Here is a 17,330-nt window from a genome sequence, read left to right on the forward strand (position 1 = left end):
GCTGCCGCGCGAAGAACTGAACGAGTTCAGTGCCGAGGTCCTGCGTCGTTTTGCCAACCCGTTCATCGTGCATCGCTGGTACGATATCTCGCTGAATGGTATGGCCAAGTTCCATACCCGCAACTTGCCACGCTTTGAAAGCGCCATGGCAGCAACCGGCAAGGCGCCGCGTTGCATGAGCCTGTCGCTGGCAGCCTGGCTTGCTTTCTATACCGGTGCCTTTGAAGGCAGTGCCGAATTGCCACCACGCGATGCAGAAGACGTGATCGCCAAGATGGCTGAAATCGGTGCGCTGAAAGAAGCGCAAGGTGTTGAGGCAATGGTCAAGGCTTACCTCGGCGAAGAAAGCATCTGGGGGAAATCTCTGGCAAGTGACACCCTCGTCGCTGCCGTCTCTGAAGCTTATGCTTTCCTGACTGAGAGTGCTTTCAGCCTTGATGACCTGTCCAAGTGGGCTTAACACACCCATCTTCCAAAGATCCGGGTTATGACGGCTCAAGCTAGCTGTTTCCGGTTTCAACTTATTGGAGTCTGGCGCCCGATCGGGTGGCGGACTTCTTTTTTAGGCGTCATGACCTTGATTCTACGGAAATAACAGGTTGCGCGCCTGTGCCTCTTGCTGCCTTTGATCGAGACACAGGAAGGCAAGATGAAAATTCAATTCTGAAATTTTTCATAATTATTCTAAATTTCCAAAACATGGGATGTATATTGCGAAGAACGCGGAAAATGGCCGATTATTTCTTGACATAAAGTATGTTTTTATGTCAATCATGGGATGAAATGGCGGGTAGGGAGGTCTACCCACATCTCACCCTGCAAAAATCTACACATGATAGATCTTGCTAACTTCAGGACCCATATACGGGAGGGATTATGAAAACTCTGCTCAAATATTCCGTAGCAGCTGCTGTTGCATTGACTGCCATGGTTGGCGCTGCAATGGCTGATGTGACCATTAAAGTTGCTTACGAAAACAACCCAGGCGAGCCTCTTGACATTGTTGTCAATAAATGGGCCAAAGATCTGGAAGCAAAAAGCAACGGGACCATCAAACTGGAACTGTATCCTAGCTCTCAGCTTGGTTCCAAACAGGACGTAACCGAACAGGCCATGTTCGGCTCAAACGTCATCACCATCAGTGACGTTGGGTTCCTTTCCGACTTTGTTCCTGATCTGGGCATTCTGTTTGGCCCATATCTGACCGAAGATCCAGCCAAACTCTTCGCTATCTATGAGAGCGACTGGTTCAAGGAAAAAGAAAAAGAACTGAATGAAAAAGGCGTTCATCTGGTCATGAAGAACTACCTCTATGGTGTTCGTCAGTTGATTGCCAACAAACCGGTTCGTACGCCAGAAGACCTCAAAGGTCTAAAGATCCGTACACCTAACAACGTCATGCAGATCAAGGCTATCGAAGCAATGGGTGGCACGCCGACCCCAATGCCTCTTGGCGAAGCTTACACCGCTCTGTCTCAGGGCATCATCGATGGTGTTGAAAACCCGCTTGCTGTGATCTATGGCGCCAAGTTCCAGGAAGAAGCCAAGTATCTTTCCATGATCAACTATCTGACGAACACCTCCGTGTTCATCGGTGGTGAAGCCTTCTTCCAGACACTGGACAAGAAAGACCTGGATTTGATCCATGAAACTGCGTATGACGCAGGTGTATTCAGCCAGCAGCTCGCAAAGGAAAGCGAAGCTGACTTCATTGCAAAATTCAAGGAAGCCGGCGTAGAGGTTATCTATCCTGAAACCGCTCCTTTCCGTGAAAAGGCAATGGCCGTTTACAGCCAGTTCCCAGAGTGGAGCGATGGCCTCTATGAAAAAATTCAGGAACAGCTGAAGTAACTGGTTCCGGAACAATGATCTTGCCTGTCGCAGACGCTGCGGCAGGCATCTCTAACGCCTTGACTTGAAACGGAATTCCAATGTCTATAACGCGTCGAATCTTCACGATTCTGCTGGGTCTACCACTTGCCTATCTGGTCCTGGCAACCTCCTATTCAGTTTTCATGCGTTACTGGATGGAAAGCCCCATTTTGTGGATGGAAGAAACTTCCGGCCTTGCCATGATCTGGGTGGTTATGATTGGTGCAATGTGTGCTGAAAGGGATCGTGAGAACCTTTCCATTGCATTTCTGACCGATCTTATGGGTGAGAAGACACGCCTGATCTGCTCGGTTGTGATCTCCCTGATTTCAATCGGACTGCTGCTTTACATCGCCTACCTTGGACACAGCCTGGCTGAGCGTGTTGCATTCAAGCTGACAGGCGTTCTGAAAATTTCCTGGTACTGGATCGATATTGCTGTGCCGGTTGGCATGATTGGTTCCGCAGTTTTTGTTGCCATCAACATGGTGAAGAAAATCCGCGGGTACGAGGACCACGAGCATCAAGACCATAATAAGGAAGGAGAAGCAGCATGACCTGGCTGTGGATCATCCCTCTCATGTTGGTAGCCTTTGCGCTCAACATGCGCCTTTATCTCGGCATTCTTTTGGCCGTGCTGTGTTACTTCACCTTTTTCTCTTTCACACCGCCTGAAATTGCGATCCAGCGTTTCATCGCGCCCGCGCTCAATACCTCGCTTCTGGCAATTCCGTTCTTTGTCATGCTGGGTACGCTGATGGCGCACTCTGGGGTGGCTGAACGCATCATCGACGTTGCCCTGCTGCTTGTCGGTCGCATTCGTGGTGGTCTGGCTCTGACCAATATCCTGGTGAGTAGTCTTCTGGGCGGTCTGTCCGCTTCCAACCTTGCCGATAGTGCGATGCTGACCCGCATGATGGTTCCTGAAATGGAACGTCATGGATATGATCGCGGTTTCTCTGCTGCTGTTACCGCAGCAGGCTCGCTGATCACTCCGATCATTCCTCCCGGAATTGCGCTTATCATTTATGCGCTGATCGCTGACGTGTCCGTTGCGTCCATGTTCATGGCGGGTATCCTGCCCGGGTTGCTCTGTGCCTTCCTGCTGATGGTCACCGCCTATTTTGTATCGGTCAAACGTGGCTATCTGCCCAAGAGCATGCAACGTCCGACAAGACGCGAAGCTGGTATCACTATCTTGCGGTCCTGGCCAGCCTTTCTGCTGATCATCGTGATCATCGGCGGCATCCGTCTTGGCATCTTCACGCCGACCGAAGCAGGTGCTGTTGCGGTGCTCGCCATCATCCTGATCGGTACGCTGTTGCACCGTACGATGACCTTTGGTGACATTCTCAATTCCATCTATTCTGCAGGTAAGTCCACTGCGTCGGTGCTGTTGATCATCATGGCCAGTGGTGCGCTGGGCTGGATCTTCTCAAACGAGAAAGCCGGTATTGCCTTTGCAGAACTGATCACCAACTTCACCACCAACAAGTATCTGTTCCTGATCACACTCAACATCGCTCTCCTGTTCTTTGGCATGTTGATCGAGGGAACGGCGCTGATGATCATTCTGGTGCCGCTGCTCAAGCCAACCCTGATGAGCATGGGGATTGATCCGGTTCACTTCGGTATCATCATGATCCTCAACATGTCGATCGGTACGCTGACCCCGCCAGTTGGGACCGTCATGCTGGTTGTTTCCCAGCTCGCCAAAGTGGACGTAATGCGCTTTACCAAGGCTGCCGTACCTTTCTACATTGCCCTGTTCCTGGCGCTCGGTATGGTGATCTTTATTCCGGAAATCTCTCTCCTGCTGCCGCATCTTAGCCAGTAAGAGATTGAGCAACACAATCAAAAAGCCCCGCAGTTTGACTGCGGGGCTTTTTTTGTTTCTTACGCAATGGTTTGTTGTGCAATGGGGTCGTTGAGGCAGGGCGCAGATATGACGAGGGGCCCGACTGGAATTCGGCCTCTGCGCCGAACGCGCGCCCTGATAGGGTGCGGTGTGACTATTCGGCTGGGTTTGAAGGGGCGACCGGGTCTTCCTCGTTGAAGAAGAAATCAGGATGTGCCTTCACCCATGTCTGAACACCGCTGACATGGGCATACATGGCGTATTTTGCACCCTCGACATCCTGCGCTTCAATGCAGTTCAAAACAGCTTCATGTTCAATACGCAGGTTGTTGGTTGCGCTGTCGGTCATGCGGTTGCGCCATATACGAGCCCTGAGGGCCGGGGCCGAGACCACATTAAGCAGCGAGATCATGATCGGGTTCTGGGTTGTTTCCGCGATAATATGGTGGAACTCGGAGTCCTTCTTGAGAAGGGTATCCGTGTCCTCTGCATTCAGCATGGACTGATGGCATTGTTTCAGTCGATCCAGATCTGCCTTGGTGCGCCGCGCAGCGGCAATGGCTGTGGTGTGAAGCTCCATCAAGATTCGAATTTCAAGGAACCACAGCACGGCTTCAGGGCCGGAAACGTCCACGGCGAAGCGCAATGTTTCGATCATCTGGGTGGGGTCGAGGCCGGAGACATAGGTGCCATCCCCTTGTCTGGCCTCAAGTATCTTCATGGCGCTCATCGCACGAACTGCTTCACGCAGGGAATTGCGCGAAACGCCGAGTTGCGTAGAAAACTCGGCTTCGTTTGGAAGGCGATCTCCGGGTTTGATTTTACCAGATCGAATCAAATCCTGAACCAATGAAATAGCCAGATCTACCTTTGGGCTGCTCATGTGCGTGGGTACCTCATTTGAAAATTGAATAGCTGTAACATGATCAATTTGACCCTATAAGTCAATGATCCCATCAATTGGTGAAATATTGCAGATTTCATGCCGAAGCTTTGTCTTTATCTTGACAATCATCCCATGATTATGCGATAAAACATCCTATCAATTAGGCGAAATATTACAAAAGATGCGTAAAATTTCGTGCTTTTGGAGAGAAACATAGGAGCTATATAGAGAAACGTCCGGAAAACTAACAATTCGGATATCCCGACATGCCTGAGCGGTTGAGACCAGGCTTTGGGTGGTACGCGCACCCAGAGTTGAAACGCCTCCCAAGACGAGGGGCCTCCCATCTACCCTCCATGATCAAGGTGGCCCTGAAGGGCTCCCGCTCAGGCGTGCAAATCCTAACCGAAATAGCAGAGCAGGCGACTGCTCTGAAAAAGAAGCTCGCTAAGGAGATGAGTGATGAAAGCACTTTGCATTGTTGACGCAGAAAAAAGTGAGGTTCGCGACGTTGAACCGATGACAATGGGACCCGATGACGTTGTTGTCGATATCTCCTATGTCGGTTTTTGCGGTAGTGACCTGAACACCTATATGGGCAAGAACCCCCTGGTTCAGCTGCCACGTATTCCGGGCCATGAAGCGTCCGGTTTTGTAGTAGAAAAGGGCGCCAATGTTGGCGACGAAATCAAGATCGGCCAGTCCGTAATCCTGTGGCCATATTCTGCTTGTGGTCATTGCAGCAGCTGCCGTGCAGGTCGCCCGAATGCTTGCCGTTACAACGAGACGCTCGGTGTGCAGCGCGACGGTGCTCTGCGTGAGAAAATGGTTATTCGTGCCGATTGTGTCGTGCCGAATGAAAGCCTGTCTCCGAAACGTCAGGTTCTGGTGGAGCCTCTTTCCGTTGGTTTCCACGCGGTTTCCCGTGGACGTGTAGAAGCAACTGATACAGTTGTTGTCATGGGCTGCGGCATGATCGGTGTTGGCGCCATTATGGGTGCTGCTGCACGTGGTGCGCGCGTGATTGCAGTCGATCTGAGCCCAGAAAAGGAAGAAATCGCCAAGCTTGTTGGCGCAACCGAATTCCTGACTCTCAGCGGCGAAGAGCTCGTCAAGAAAGTCAATGAACTGACCGATGATCATGGCGCCAATGTCGTGATTGAGGCCGTTGGCCTGCCGATCACCTTCACTACGGCCATTGACGCTGCCTGCTTTGCTGGCCGCGTGGTTTATGTTGGTTATTCCAAGGCGCCTGTTACCTATGAAACCAAGTTCTTCAACCTTAAAGAGCTGGACATCATGGGCTCCCGTAACGCAATGCGCCCGGATTTTGACGCCGTCATCGAAGCTCTGCTGAAGATCGGCGACAAGATGGATACCTTGATCACCAAGACCTTCCCGATGGACGAAGCCGCTGACGTGCTGCCATATTGGGAAGCCAACAAGAATGATGTTCTGAAGCTGGTCGTAGAGCTTTAAGGCCTGTTCTGCCGGTAACGGTCCCCGCATATAATAATGATAAGAACTTAAACTGCCAAAGGCGGGTTGCTCCTATGCAATCCGCCTTTCTTTTTGGGCTCGAGGCTGAACTCCTGATTTTGGGCCCGGTTTGCTTTTGGGGCCTGGTGTTGTGAGTGGTGGACGCTCAGGGCCTTTTTCAAAGCGACAGAAGAGCGATTGCTAAAGCGCCAAGAGCGCCCAGAAACAGGATCGACAGAGCGCCGGTTGCCAAGACGCGGCCGCTTGAGGCGAAGACCGATTTTACATCCACCATCAATCCCAATCCGGCCATGGAAAGAATGGTCAGCAGCGTAGTGACTTCCTTGATGGGAGGCATCACGGCAGTCGGTATCGCACCCAAGGATTGAAGCGCAATCATCAGGAAAAAACCGATGATGAACCACGGCACCAGTTGCCGGAATTTAAGGCTTTTTCCAGTGCTTCTTTCGGCGGCCAGTTCGGCTTTGCGCCCGGTACGGAAGCCCAGTACCAGAATGACCGGTCCAAGCATTAATACGCGCATGAGCTTGACCAGCGTTCCATAATGAACGCTGATGGTGCTGACCGGAGCGGTCGCCGCCAGCACTTGCGGCACTGCATAAACGGTCATGCCAGCGAAGATACCGAAGCGATGTGGATCGATGGCGAAGGCATTGGCAAAGGCGGGCAAAGCCAGTACCACGATGATGCCCAGCGTTGCCGAGAAGGCGATGGCGGATGCAATGTCGTCGGAATCCGCCTCGATGACGGGGGCGACGGCGACAATGGCGGAGTTGCCGCAAATCGAGTTGCCGCAGGCCACCAGAAGCGCTTGCTTTTCGGGTAATCCCAACAGTCTGCCAACGGTGTAGCTGGTGATGATGGCGATTGTCACAATCACGATGACTACCAGCAGCAAAAGTGGACCGAGCGTCTGGATGATGGTCAGACTGACGGACGCCCCCAACAGTACGATGGCGAGCTCTAGCAGGTATTTGGCCGAAAAGTTGACGCCCTTTTTGAAAATCGGATTGAGGCCTAGAATGGAGTGGACCGCTGTGCCCAGTATGATGGAAAATACCAGAGCGTCCATGAAGCGGTGGCCGGTAAGCTGGATTTCTACCCATTCGACCCCATAGGCCAAAAGCGTGATGAAGCAACACAGGAAGAAGCCGGGGAGAATGGATTGAGTATAGTGCCAGATTCGCATTGTTATCTCTTTGGAAGTCTTGAAAATTCGCGGCACCATCTCACAAAATATCATTCAAAAATATCGAATAATATAGTATATTCCATGTAATAGAATTGGATGGTTTGATGACTCTTGAGCAACTCACGATTTTTGTCGCCGTGGCCGAGCGACAGCATATTACGCGCGCAGCGGATGCGGTTGGGCTCACGCCATCGGCGGTGAGCGCTTCTATCAAGGCATTGGAAGCCTTTCATAATGTCAAACTGTTCAATCGTGTTGGGCGGGGCATTGAACTCACTGAGGCGGGGCGGCTTTTTCTCAAGGAGGCTAAGGCCACGTTGGCGCGGGCGAATGCTGCTGCGTTGGTGCTGAGCGAGCTTGGCGGATTGAAGCGCGGCGTGCTGCATATCCATGCCAGCCAGACGATCGCCAGCTATTGGTTGCCCTCTCGCATGGTGCATTTTCATGATCTTTATCCAGCCATTGACCTTCGCCTGACCGTGGGTAATACGCAAACTGTCACCCGCGCGATCGAAGAGGGACAGGCGGAAATCGGCTTCATCGAAGGGGATATCGATGCGCCCCTTTTGCGCTCAGCCAAGCTGGCAGACGATGAAATTGCCATTGTGGTCGCGCCGGGCCATCCGTTGGCCATTGCGGTTGAGCAGGACTGGCTGGGGCTGATCAAGCGCACGCTGTGGGTTATGCGCGAGCAGGGATCCGGTACGCGATCCACCTTTGAAACGGCGATGAGCAGTCTTGGTGTGTCCCCTGAAGCAATCAACATTGCTCTGGAATTCCCAAGCAACGAGGCGGTGTTGTCTGCCTTGGTGGGAAGCGACTATGCGGGAGCGGTTTCCAGAATGGCAGCCGGACCGCTTGTGGCAACCGGTCAGATTACCTTTGCCGATGTTCCGTTTCCACCGCGGGATTTCATGGCGCTCAGTCACAAGGAAAGAGCTCTCAGTCCGGCGGCACATGAGTTTTTGCAACTGTGCCATCAGGCGCTCTAGGGGCACCTGCGGGTAGGCCTGATCAGCTTGGGCGCCTGCCGGATCTGGTCGTTGGTTTGTTTTGGGGAAAGCGATGAGGGAAGCAAGATCGGACATGTTTGCCCGATCTCTCACTATTGCGTTGAGGGTATCCCTACAGAACCACAATCGGGGACGGGGTGGGAACCCGTCTGTGCAGATCGATGATATCGTGGTTGAGCAGGCGCACGCAGCCGGATGATACGGCGCGGCCGATAGACCATGTTTCTGCGGTGCCGTGCAGGCGATAGAGCGTGTCGCGGCCATCCTGATAGATATAGAGCGCACGGGCGCCAAGCGGGTTGGTCGGTCCCGGAGGCATGCCGCCATTTCTCCAGCTCCATTTTTCCAACTCTGGCTGCCGTTCGATCATTTCGTCGGGTGGCGTCCATTTTGGCCAGACGGCCTTGCGGGCAACCGTGGCACGACCCGACCATTCGAAGCCAGCCCGTCCCAGACCGACGCCATAGCGCATCGCTGTGCCATTTTCCTGCACCAGATAGAGATAATAGTTGCTGGTATCCACCACCAGCGTGCCGACCTTTTCGCTGGTAGGATAAAAGACTTCGCGGCGCAGAAATGCCTTGTCTAACTTACGCAAGTCAACGGCAGGCAAAGGAAAGCGCTCATCTGGCAATGGGCCATACATGGCGCTGTAGGGGCGTTCAAGACCCGGAGGGGAGAGCGGTTTGCGTGTGCGCGGGCTACAGGCGCTTAGAAGCCCTGCGGCCAAAATGGCACTGCCTCCCAGAAACTGGCGGCGAGAGGTCATCCCCTGTTCGGAGGCATGAGATGGCGGGGTTTGTTTTTCTTTTATCATTTCATTTAACTCATTTCGAACCGGGTCTTAGAGCTTTTTGCTTGAAGAAAATCCGTCTTATTTAGAATCAGTCAGCAACACATGGTCAGTCGCCGCTTTCCGGTATGAGGAAATGGTGGCCAAAAGGTGTTCCAGACTATTTCTTGAAAACAGTCTTGTCTTGCGAAAAGGAAATCCGTTCAATCAAACAAAGTGTGCGGTGGGCTCTTGAATGTGTGGTTCGTGTTTCTCCGGTGGCAAGGTTGATTGCTTCTGGTTTTACGCACCTCTTGCGAACCGATTTTCAGTTTGAGGTGATAGTGCCATAAAATCATGACTGTAGCGGTCACAAAATCGCGAGGCGGTATTGATCATGCATAGTTTTATTTTCTCATTTTTCCTTTTCTGTTTCATAGCTTGGCTTGCCTGAGCCGCAGGGCGTTGGCGATGACCGATACGGACGACAAGCTCATGGCTGCTGCGGCAAACATGGGCGAGAGCAACAGGCCAAAGACTGGATAGAGAATGCCTGCCGCTACCGGTACGCCTGCGGAGTTGTAGACGAAGGCAAAGAACAGATTCTGCTTGATATTGCGCAGCGTCTTGGTGGCCAGTTTGCGGGCTCTGACAATGCCAGCCAGATCACCGCTCAGTAGCGTGATACCAGCGCTCTCCATGGCGACGTCCGCACCTGTTCCCATGGCGATGCCTACATCGGCTGCGGCAAGGGCAGGGGCGTCGTTCACTCCGTCGCCAGCCATGGCCACATAAGCGCCATTGGCATGCAGCTCTTCAACCAGTGCCTTCTTGTCTTCCGGCAGAACTCCAGCCCGCACCTGATCAATGCCAAGCTTGCCAGCAACGGCCTTGGCTGTGCGTTCATTGTCGCCTGTGGCCATGATGACGGTCAGGCCGAGATCATGCAGATCCGAGATTGCCTGCTGCGTGGTTTCCTTGATGGGGTCGGCAACGGCAACCATGCCAGCCAGGTTGCCATCGATAGCAATGAACATGGCGGTCTTGCCCTCTTCCTGAAGGCTTGCTGCCTGTTCCTGCGCTTCATCAGCGCTGATTGATAGCTCTTCCAGCATCGCAATGTTGCCAAGGGAGACGTGCTTTCCTTGCACCTTGCCTTTGACGCCCTTGCCGGTCATGGCTTCAAAGTCGGATGAGTCCAGACGCTCGGCGTCTCTTTCCCGGGCACCGCTGACGATTGCTTCGGCAAGCGGGTGTTCGGACCCGCGCTCAAGGGCCGCTGCAATGGCCAGAATATCGGCCTCTTGTCTGTCGCCGAGCGCAATCACGTCTGTGAGCTTGGGTTTGCCTTCGGTGAGCGTGCCGGTCTTGTCAACAATCACGGTATCCACACGGGCCATGCGCTCCAGCGCTTCGGCATCCTTGATCAGTACGCCAGCCTGAGCGCCGCGTCCTGCTGCCGTGGTGATGGAAATAGGTGTTGCCAGACCCAGAGCGCATGGGCAGGCCACGATCAGAACGGAGACTGCCGATGCGATGGCAAAGGCGAGCGCCGGTTCGGGGCCAAAGATGAGCCAGACGACGAAGGCCAGAAGGGAGGCTGCGACCACGGCAGGCACGAAGATGGATGAAACCTTGTCGGCCAACCCCTGAATGGGCGCGCGGGATTGCCGCGCACTGGAGACCATGCCCACGATCTGGGATAGCACCGTCTCCGAGCCGATATGGGTGGCCTTGATTGCCAGAGATCCGTTCTTGTTGATGGTGCCGCCTGTGACTGCGTCGCCTTCGTTTTTCTCGATCGGGACCGGTTCGCCGGTGATCATGCTTTCGTCAACGGAGGAGTGCCCCTCGGTTACTTCGCCATCCACGGGGATGCTATCGCCGGGACGGACACGCAGCAGATCGCCTTCGAGCACATTCTCAAGCGGTGCATCATATTCGCTGCCATCGGGCAGGATGCGGCGGGCGGTTTTGGGGGCTAGATCAAGCAGAGCCCTGATGGCGTCTCCCGTGCGCTCGCGGGCACGCAATTCGAGCACCTGACCCACAAAGATCAGCGCGATAATGACAACGGAAGCCTCGAAATAGGTGCCGACGCCTTCCGCGCTTTGATATTGTTCGGGAAAGATATCGGGCAGGAAGGTTGCGAAGAGCGAGTAGATATAGGCTGCGCCCACGCCCAGAGAAATCAGCGTCCACATATTGGGCGAGACATTCTTGATCGACTCCAAGCCGCGCTTGAAGAATGGTTGGGCTGCCCAGAGCACGATGGGGGTTGCGATGACAAATTCGATATAGGCGGACAGCTGATGGCCCAGCCAATCGCGCACCGGCAGGCCGATCATGCCGCCCATGGTCAGGATCATCAAGGGGATTGCTGCGCCCACACTGATCCAGAGGCGACGGGTGAAGTCAACCAGCTCTTCAGAGGGCTCATCAGAAGGTACTGTGGGTTCCAAGGCCATGCCGCATTTGGGGCAGGAGCCAGGCTCATCGCGGATGATTTCCGGATGCATGGGGCAGGTCCATTGCGTTCCCGGCTGGGTCTGCTGGTTGGCTTTTTTGGCATTGCCCGAGGCGTAGAAATAGGGATCGTCGTGGAACTTGCTCTGACAGCCATCGGAGCAAAAATAGTAGATTTCGCCGTCATACTGCTCCGAGCGTGTGTCTTGCTTGACCGTCACACTCATTCCGCATACTGGGTCGGTTGCAGTCTTGGCACCCGGCTCGGCAGGGGGCTGCTGCCCATGATGATGATCGTGATGGTCATGAGCATGGTGGCTATGGTCGTTATGCTTTCCATCATGGTCATGATGAGAGTGATTATGGTGTTCGTGCGTATGACTGGACATAAACGCCTCCTGTCATTTGTTCTTTCAATTTGCTTATGCGGTGAACGAGGGCGTTTCATTGCTCTTGTTGTTGCATTCTAGATGGGGCTTCCACCAACTGGAAGGTCAATGGTGGGGGCGGGATTTTGTTCCTGATTTTGTCTGCGTAAGACTTTTTTCTCGTCTAAGGACGCAGGCATATCAGCCAAAAATCGGGCCGGTCCTGTCTTGTTCTTGCCGCTGTTTGGGTGTTTGGTTCCTTGATGACCGGGGACATCGCCCCCACATCAGGCGTCATGAAAGGGGAGAAATGCTATGAATTACACAATCGATAAAGTGTTGGCAGGCGTGACAGTGGAAGAGGCCGAACCACGCGTGCGTGAAGCGCTCGCTGCCAAGGGGTTTGGTGTGCTGACGGAAATCAACGTCAAGGAAACGCTGAAGAAAAAACTCGGTGAGGATGTTGCGCCCTACAAGATTTTAGGTGCTTGCAAGCCGGAAATGGCACACAAGGCCATGATGGCAGAACCCAAGATTGGCGCCATGCTGCCATGTAACGTTATTCTGAGGACGGTTGAAAATGGCACAGAGGTCAGCGCAATTGATCCGCTGGCATCCATGAGTGCTGTTGAGAATCCTGCCCTCATGGGGATTGCCACGGATGTCAAAAATCTGCTCACTGAAGTGATCGTTGATTTGTAAGGGCGTAGAGAGCGCTGACAGCTTCTCGCCTTTGCAAAGAGGCTAGAGTTTGGATCTATTCGGACGCCGAAAGGCTCTTGGCGTTCCAGATCTTTACGACACCATTGTCAACAAGGCAGAGAGACCCAGTGCCTACCTTGGCCTCGCTGGCGGCAATGCCGAATTGCGGCGCCACGATTCTCAGGATGCCATTGCTGGTCACGATGACGGCTGTGGCATCTTCTCCGAAGGTCTCTTCTATCTCTGTCATCATGGCATTCCAGCTGGAAATAATGGTTTGCGGATCCGGTGACCAATCGTAGCCATCCGGCCAGATGCTCTGCTGCTGCCAACCATCGATATCTTTGTCGCCATAGTCCGCACGGATATCATCATTGGATCGGGCTTCCCAGAGGCCGTAGTCGATTTCCCGCAAGGCATCGCTGACAGTCATCTCGACGCCGTTCCAACCGGCTGTCGCGAGGGCGACTTCTGCGGTTTGTACCGTACGCTTGAGCGGGCCGCAATAAATCACATCCGCTGTTATGCCGCTCTCTTTGAGCGCTTCGCCAACGGCTTGGGCCTGTTCTTTGCCCTTTTCCACCAGGGGCAGATCGCTGCGGGCGCCAACCCAGACCACCTTGTCGCCTTTTGCGAAGGTGTTGCCATGCCTTACCAGAATGAGCTTCATGGGAGCCTCCTATAGAACCAGTTCGCCTTCGCGGCTGATGATTTCTTCGGCGATGGCGATGTCTTCCTTGGCGTCCACCGAAGCATGGGTGCGGTTGCGATAGTCTACGATGACGACGCGGACCGTCATGCCATATTCCAGCGCGCGCAACTGTTCCAGACCTTCGGTCAATTCCAGCGGAGAAGGCTCCAGCCCGACATAGCGCTCAAGCGAGGCCTTGCGATAGCCATAAAGGCCGATATGACGATAGGTCGGCGAAAAGCCCTTGCTTCTGGCGAAGGGCAGGATGTTCTTGGAGAAATAAAGCGCGTTATGCTGCTTGTTGAATACGACGGTGGTGCCGCTGGCTGGATTGACCTTTTTGCTTTCCGTCAGGATCTCAATCGCTGCTTCAGACATTTCGGTAGCGGGCGTTACGATATCAAACGGATCCTGTGACTTCTCGAACTCGTCAATCATGGCCTGAATGACCCATGGAGGGGTCAGAACCGCATCGCCCTGAAAGTTGATGATGGCATCTTCGGTGATGTTGGCCGCCTTGATGGTCGCATGAGCGCGCTCGGAACCGTTGCGGCAGCTATCCGACGTAAGAACGGCCTCCGCACCAAAGCTTTTGGCATGATCGACGATTCTCTGATCTTCTGTGCTGATAACGATTCGGGAGCAGCCACTGGTCGCGCCAGCGATTCGCCAGACCCGCTCAAGCATGCTGGTTCCCAAAATCGGCAACATTGGCTTGCCGGGCAGACGGCTTGAGCCGTACCGGGCTGGAATGACGATCGCAACGGACATGGCGGACCTCCTCAAGAGAAACTATCCTGCCCTTGTTAGCCCAGCATCCTTATAAGAAGAAAGAAGAGGTGGTCCGATTTTCAGGTTTTCCTATGGATAAACGGCGATCTGGGTGTTTGCTCACAGGTCACACACTCCGACTTCCCGAGAATGAGGGATGCGAGCAAAGAAGCGATTCTCTTTTTGTTTCATTCGTTTGGTGTGAAAGAAAGCTGTCACAAATATCGTCGCATGGCCAATACTGTCCACATCGGCTCGTACGCAGAACGGTTTCAGTAAAAATACCCAGATCCAAAGATTGCGCTTTCGGACCACTCCGTCTATAAGACGCTCGCACCTAACAATTGAGCTATAGTTGTATAGTCTGACTTGTTGGAAACCCTGGTTGTCTGCTGCGGAGCGCTTGTTGGTCTGCAACTTTAGTGTTACGAGAGCTGCGCCTTAGAGACAACTTGTGGAATTGGTTGAAGGGACATAAGGTCCGCTTCCGTGAGCTGTGAAGATCGGGTAGCAGCCAGGCTAAGATTTGTTTTTCAAGCCTGCTGTTGGCGACACAACGCATTGTTCTTGGATGTCGCAAATTTCGGGTATAGTCTATACCCATCCAAATTTGCGGTCGTTCAAACCGCCAGAGAGCATAGGGAGGTTTACCGTGCCCTGCATAGACGCAATGGTCGATAAAGTTGTTAGTTTGACCCCCGATCAAACTGTCGAGGAAGCTATGAAGGTCCTCGAAACACGGCAGATAAGAACGGCCCCGGTTCTTGATGAAAATAACATTCTTTTGGGAATGTTTGGGTTCGAGTCGCTTTTGAAACAAATGCTTCCCGTCTCCGTCAGGATGCCGTCCGGGCTCCAACGTCTCGGTTTCGTGCGTGGTGCCAAGCCGGATATTGCGCGTCGCTTGCGTAGTATCAAGGCCCAGTCGCTGACAGACGCCATGAACCGGGATCCCATTGTCCTCAGCCCCGACCTTTCGGTCTGGGAGGGCATTCGCAAGCTGGCCAAACACGGCAGTCCGCTGCCGGTCGTGGAGAATGGTACAAACAGGTTCCTTGGCATCGTGACGGAGCAGTCCGCCATTGCCGAATTGGAACGTGACGAGTATTCATCACGTTAAACAGGGCTCAGCGCAGTAGATAACCCTCTATGGGGTGTGTGCGTTACGGACTGCACACATCCATAGTTAGTGAGAAGAGCCTTAGTTTATCTATGGAACATGCCAGTGGAATCGCCACGAGCGCTGTCTTCGGATGGTCGCCTCTCGTTGTGGCAACGGTAATTCTGATTGCTGCCTACTTCTTCATTATTTCAGAAAAGATCAACCGCGCCATTGTGTCCCTTTTGGGGGCGGGGTTGCTGGTTCTGCTCGGTGTTCTGAACTTCGAGTTGGTCATTGAAGGCATCGATTTCAATACGATCTTCCTGCTTACGGGCATGATGGTGATTGTCGCAATCACCAAGGATTCCGGGGTCTTCCAGTTTGTCGCCATTTATACCGCGAAGGCAGTGAAGGCGAACCCGCGTAAGCTTCTGGCCGCTCTGGCCATCGTGACGGCTGTATTCTCTGCTCTTCTGGATAACGTGACAACGGTTCTGTTGGTGGTTCCGGTTACGCTCCTGTTGACTGATCAGCTCAATCTGAAGGCCTATCCGTTTCTGTTTTCGCAGATTTTTGCTTCCAACATCGGTGGTACGGCAACCCTTATCGGTGACCCGCCGAACATCCTGATTGGCTCCGCTGTGGGCCTTGGCTTCATGGATTTCGTTGAATGGGTTGGCCCGATTGCCCTGATCATTTTGATCTTCTGCCTTTTCTTCTTTGATTTTATCTGGGGTCGCAAGTTGACCGCGAGTGAAGAAGACAAAGAAGCAATGATGAAATATAACGCCTTCGAAGCCATCGAAGACAAGGTGCTTCTGGTCAAATCCCTCTTCACTCTTGCCCTCGTTCTGGCTGGTTTCATCTGGGGGCATGGACAGGGCTGGGAACCGGGCACCATTGCTCTGACGGGCGCAGCCTTCCTGTTGCTGCTGCACAGCTTTGGTGGCAAGCCTGAAGAACAGTCTCATCATGTTCACAGTGCTTTCCAGCAGGTCGAATGGGAAACCATTTTCTTCTTCCTTGGGCTGTTCGTTCTGGTTTCCGGTGTCGAGCAGACTGGTCTTCTGAAGATCATGGCCGAGAAACTTCTTGGTCTGACCGGCACGAATATCGAGCTGGCTGGCATGATCATTCTGGGCGCATCGGCTGTCCTTTCGGCGATCGTTGATAACATCCCGTTCGTTGCCACGATGATCCCGTTGATCAAGGCCATGCAGGCCGATCTTGGTGGGCCTCAGGCGATTGAGCCGCTGTGGTGGTGTCTATCGCTTGGTGCATGTCTTGGTGGTAACGGCACTCTGATCGGTGCCAGCGCCAACGTCATGGTGGCCAGTTTTGCAGAGCGTGCAGGACAGCGCATCTCCTTCATGGACTTCATGAAGCTGGCTTTCCCGCTGATGCTCTTCACAACTTTCCTATCTGCTATCTTCGCCTATTTCGTCTATTTCTGATAGACTGGCCAGAGCAGAAAGCACATAGCGTTTACAACCCTGTCGCCGATGGTTCGGCGGCGGGGTTTTTCTTTGTGCTGGCTTGTCTGGCGATGGCTGTCAGTCTTCTGCACAGTCAATCCAAAGGCAGGCGTTGGTGAGCCTCGGGGCAACAGAGTGCCGCAGGATTGCGCATAAGCGCGCACAACTGTGCTTCAGCAGGGCGCCTGAGGGATTGTCCGAAAGGTCTGGTACGTTGTCAGAGGGCTGCCATGTGTAATGATGTTGTGATGCTGCTGGAGCGATCAGGAAGCTGTGTTGCTATTGGTCGTCGCGTGAAGGGACAGATGCGCGATTGCATGGGCCTTCGTTTCGCAGGAAAAGCTGTAGCCTTGCTGCGATGCCTTTTGCATGATCAACTGCATGCATTTGTCGAGGTCACCATGGAAGAAAGCTTCGGTGAGGCGCTTGCCTTCAAGAGCGCTCGGGTGTTGGGTGGCTTCATCTCGCAATGGTCAGGCCTCGTTCTTGAAATAGTAATCAGATCAGGAGCAAGCTCCTCTTGCGCTAAGCATCCTAAGGAAAGATGGGCTTTTGTCCAGAGGTGTTGCGGATAATTTCAACTAAAAGTTTTGTCTGGTTGTTTTGCCACGACAAGATTGCGCGCAGATAAATGGGCTGTTTATTGAGACGATATGGCTGTT

Annotated in this window: 16 protein-coding genes and 1 pseudogene; 10 read left to right on the plus strand and 7 right to left on the minus strand. The window is 53.4% G+C overall.

Features of this window, described 5'->3' with window-relative positions; genetic code table 11:
* From BM258_RS16455 to BM258_RS16470, 4 genes are all read left to right on the plus strand, one after another.
* A partial coding sequence (locus tag BM258_RS16455; RefSeq protein ID WP_210186785.1) for a mannitol dehydrogenase family protein occupies nt 1–460 on the plus strand: 460 nt, incomplete at its 5' end.
* A gap of 416 nt (nt 461–876) precedes the next feature.
* Nucleotides 877–1,851 carry a C4-dicarboxylate TRAP transporter substrate-binding protein gene (locus BM258_RS16460; protein WP_090074154.1) on the plus strand — a complete coding sequence of 325 codons (975 nt, stop codon included), beginning with the start codon at nt 877–879 and terminating at the stop codon, nt 1,849–1,851.
* An 80-nt stretch (nt 1,852–1,931) separates the two neighbouring features.
* On the plus strand, nt 1,932–2,429 hold the full coding sequence (locus BM258_RS16465) for a TRAP transporter small permease (protein ID WP_090074156.1): 498 nt from the start codon (nt 1,932–1,934) through the stop codon (nt 2,427–2,429).
* Entirely contained in the window at nt 2,426–3,709 is a 1,284-nt protein-coding gene (locus tag BM258_RS16470; protein ID WP_090074158.1) for a TRAP transporter large permease, read from the plus strand. Before BM258_RS16465 ends, BM258_RS16470 begins: the two co-directional genes overlap by 4 nt.
* Nucleotides 3,710–3,884: 175 nt before the next feature.
* Here BM258_RS16470 and BM258_RS16475 read toward each other — a convergent pair whose 3' ends face one another.
* A complete protein-coding gene (locus BM258_RS16475; RefSeq protein WP_090074159.1) occupies nt 3,885–4,613 on the minus strand; it encodes a FadR/GntR family transcriptional regulator in 729 nt (242 codons plus the stop codon).
* A 465-nt stretch (nt 4,614–5,078) separates the two neighbouring features.
* Between BM258_RS16475 and BM258_RS16485 the strand changes: the two genes are divergently transcribed.
* Nucleotides 5,079–6,095 carry a zinc-binding alcohol dehydrogenase family protein gene (locus BM258_RS16485; protein ID WP_090074162.1) on the plus strand — a complete coding sequence of 339 codons (1,017 nt, stop codon included), beginning with the start codon at nt 5,079–5,081 and terminating at the stop codon, nt 6,093–6,095.
* A 178-nt stretch (nt 6,096–6,273) separates the two neighbouring features.
* Here the strand turns inward: BM258_RS16485 and BM258_RS16490 are convergent, their stop codons facing one another.
* Nucleotides 6,274–7,305 carry a YeiH family protein gene (locus BM258_RS16490; RefSeq protein ID WP_090074164.1) on the minus strand — a complete coding sequence of 344 codons (1,032 nt, stop codon included), beginning with the start codon at nt 7,303–7,305 and terminating at the stop codon, nt 6,274–6,276.
* A gap of 107 nt (nt 7,306–7,412) precedes the next feature.
* Between BM258_RS16490 and BM258_RS16495 the strand changes: the two genes are divergently transcribed.
* On the plus strand, nt 7,413–8,300 hold the full coding sequence (locus BM258_RS16495; protein ID WP_090074166.1) for a LysR substrate-binding domain-containing protein: 888 nt from the start codon (nt 7,413–7,415) through the stop codon (nt 8,298–8,300).
* A 133-nt stretch (nt 8,301–8,433) separates the two neighbouring features.
* Here the strand turns inward: BM258_RS16495 and BM258_RS16500 are convergent, their stop codons facing one another.
* Together BM258_RS16500 and BM258_RS16505 are read right to left on the minus strand one after the other, a co-directional pair.
* Nucleotides 8,434–9,138: a L,D-transpeptidase gene (locus BM258_RS16500; protein WP_244544736.1), complete on the minus strand. Its 705-nt coding sequence runs from the start codon at nt 9,136–9,138 to the stop codon at nt 8,434–8,436.
* Nucleotides 9,139–9,527: 389 nt separating this feature from the next.
* Nucleotides 9,528–11,948 carry a heavy metal translocating P-type ATPase gene (locus BM258_RS16505; protein ID WP_090074168.1) on the minus strand — a complete coding sequence of 807 codons (2,421 nt, stop codon included), beginning with the start codon at nt 11,946–11,948 and terminating at the stop codon, nt 9,528–9,530.
* A 294-nt stretch (nt 11,949–12,242) separates the two neighbouring features.
* Between BM258_RS16505 and BM258_RS16510 the strand changes: the two genes are divergently transcribed.
* The gene (locus BM258_RS16510; RefSeq protein WP_090074169.1) at nt 12,243–12,629 is read left to right on the plus strand and encodes a DUF302 domain-containing protein; all 387 of its coding nucleotides are present in this window, start codon (nt 12,243–12,245) and stop codon (nt 12,627–12,629) included.
* Between the two features lie 55 nt (nt 12,630–12,684).
* Here the strand turns inward: BM258_RS16510 and BM258_RS16515 are convergent, their stop codons facing one another.
* A complete protein-coding gene (locus BM258_RS16515) occupies nt 12,685–13,299 on the minus strand; it encodes a phosphoglycerate mutase family protein (protein ID WP_090074171.1) in 615 nt (204 codons plus the stop codon).
* A gap of 9 nt (nt 13,300–13,308) precedes the next feature.
* Nucleotides 13,309–14,091, minus strand: coding sequence for a 3-deoxy-manno-octulosonate cytidylyltransferase (kdsB, locus tag BM258_RS16520; protein ID WP_090074172.1), 783 nt, complete (start codon nt 14,089–14,091; stop codon nt 13,309–13,311).
* Between the two features lie 670 nt (nt 14,092–14,761).
* Here kdsB and BM258_RS25100 point away from each other — a divergent pair.
* From BM258_RS25100 to BM258_RS16530, 3 genes and pseudogenes are all read left to right on the plus strand, one after another.
* Nucleotides 14,762–14,902, plus strand: a pseudogene (locus BM258_RS25100) (CBS domain-containing protein); the annotation flags it as partial.
* Nucleotides 14,903–14,911: 9 nt separating this feature from the next.
* Nucleotides 14,912–15,211, plus strand: coding sequence for a CBS domain-containing protein (locus tag BM258_RS16525; protein WP_244544749.1), 300 nt, complete (start codon nt 14,912–14,914; stop codon nt 15,209–15,211).
* Between the two features lie 92 nt (nt 15,212–15,303).
* Entirely contained in the window at nt 15,304–16,647 is a 1,344-nt protein-coding gene (locus BM258_RS16530; RefSeq protein ID WP_090074176.1) for an ArsB/NhaD family transporter, read from the plus strand.
* A gap of 284 nt (nt 16,648–16,931) precedes the next feature.
* Here BM258_RS16530 and BM258_RS16535 read toward each other — a convergent pair whose 3' ends face one another.
* Nucleotides 16,932–17,138 carry a hypothetical protein gene (locus BM258_RS16535; RefSeq protein WP_090074177.1) on the minus strand — a complete coding sequence of 69 codons (207 nt, stop codon included), beginning with the start codon at nt 17,136–17,138 and terminating at the stop codon, nt 16,932–16,934.
* Nucleotides 17,139–17,330 lie beyond the last annotated feature (192 nt).

The sequence above is a fragment of the Cohaesibacter marisflavi genome (assembly GCF_900115225.1).
Classification (GTDB): Bacteria; Pseudomonadota; Alphaproteobacteria; order Rhizobiales; family Cohaesibacteraceae; genus Cohaesibacter; species Cohaesibacter marisflavi.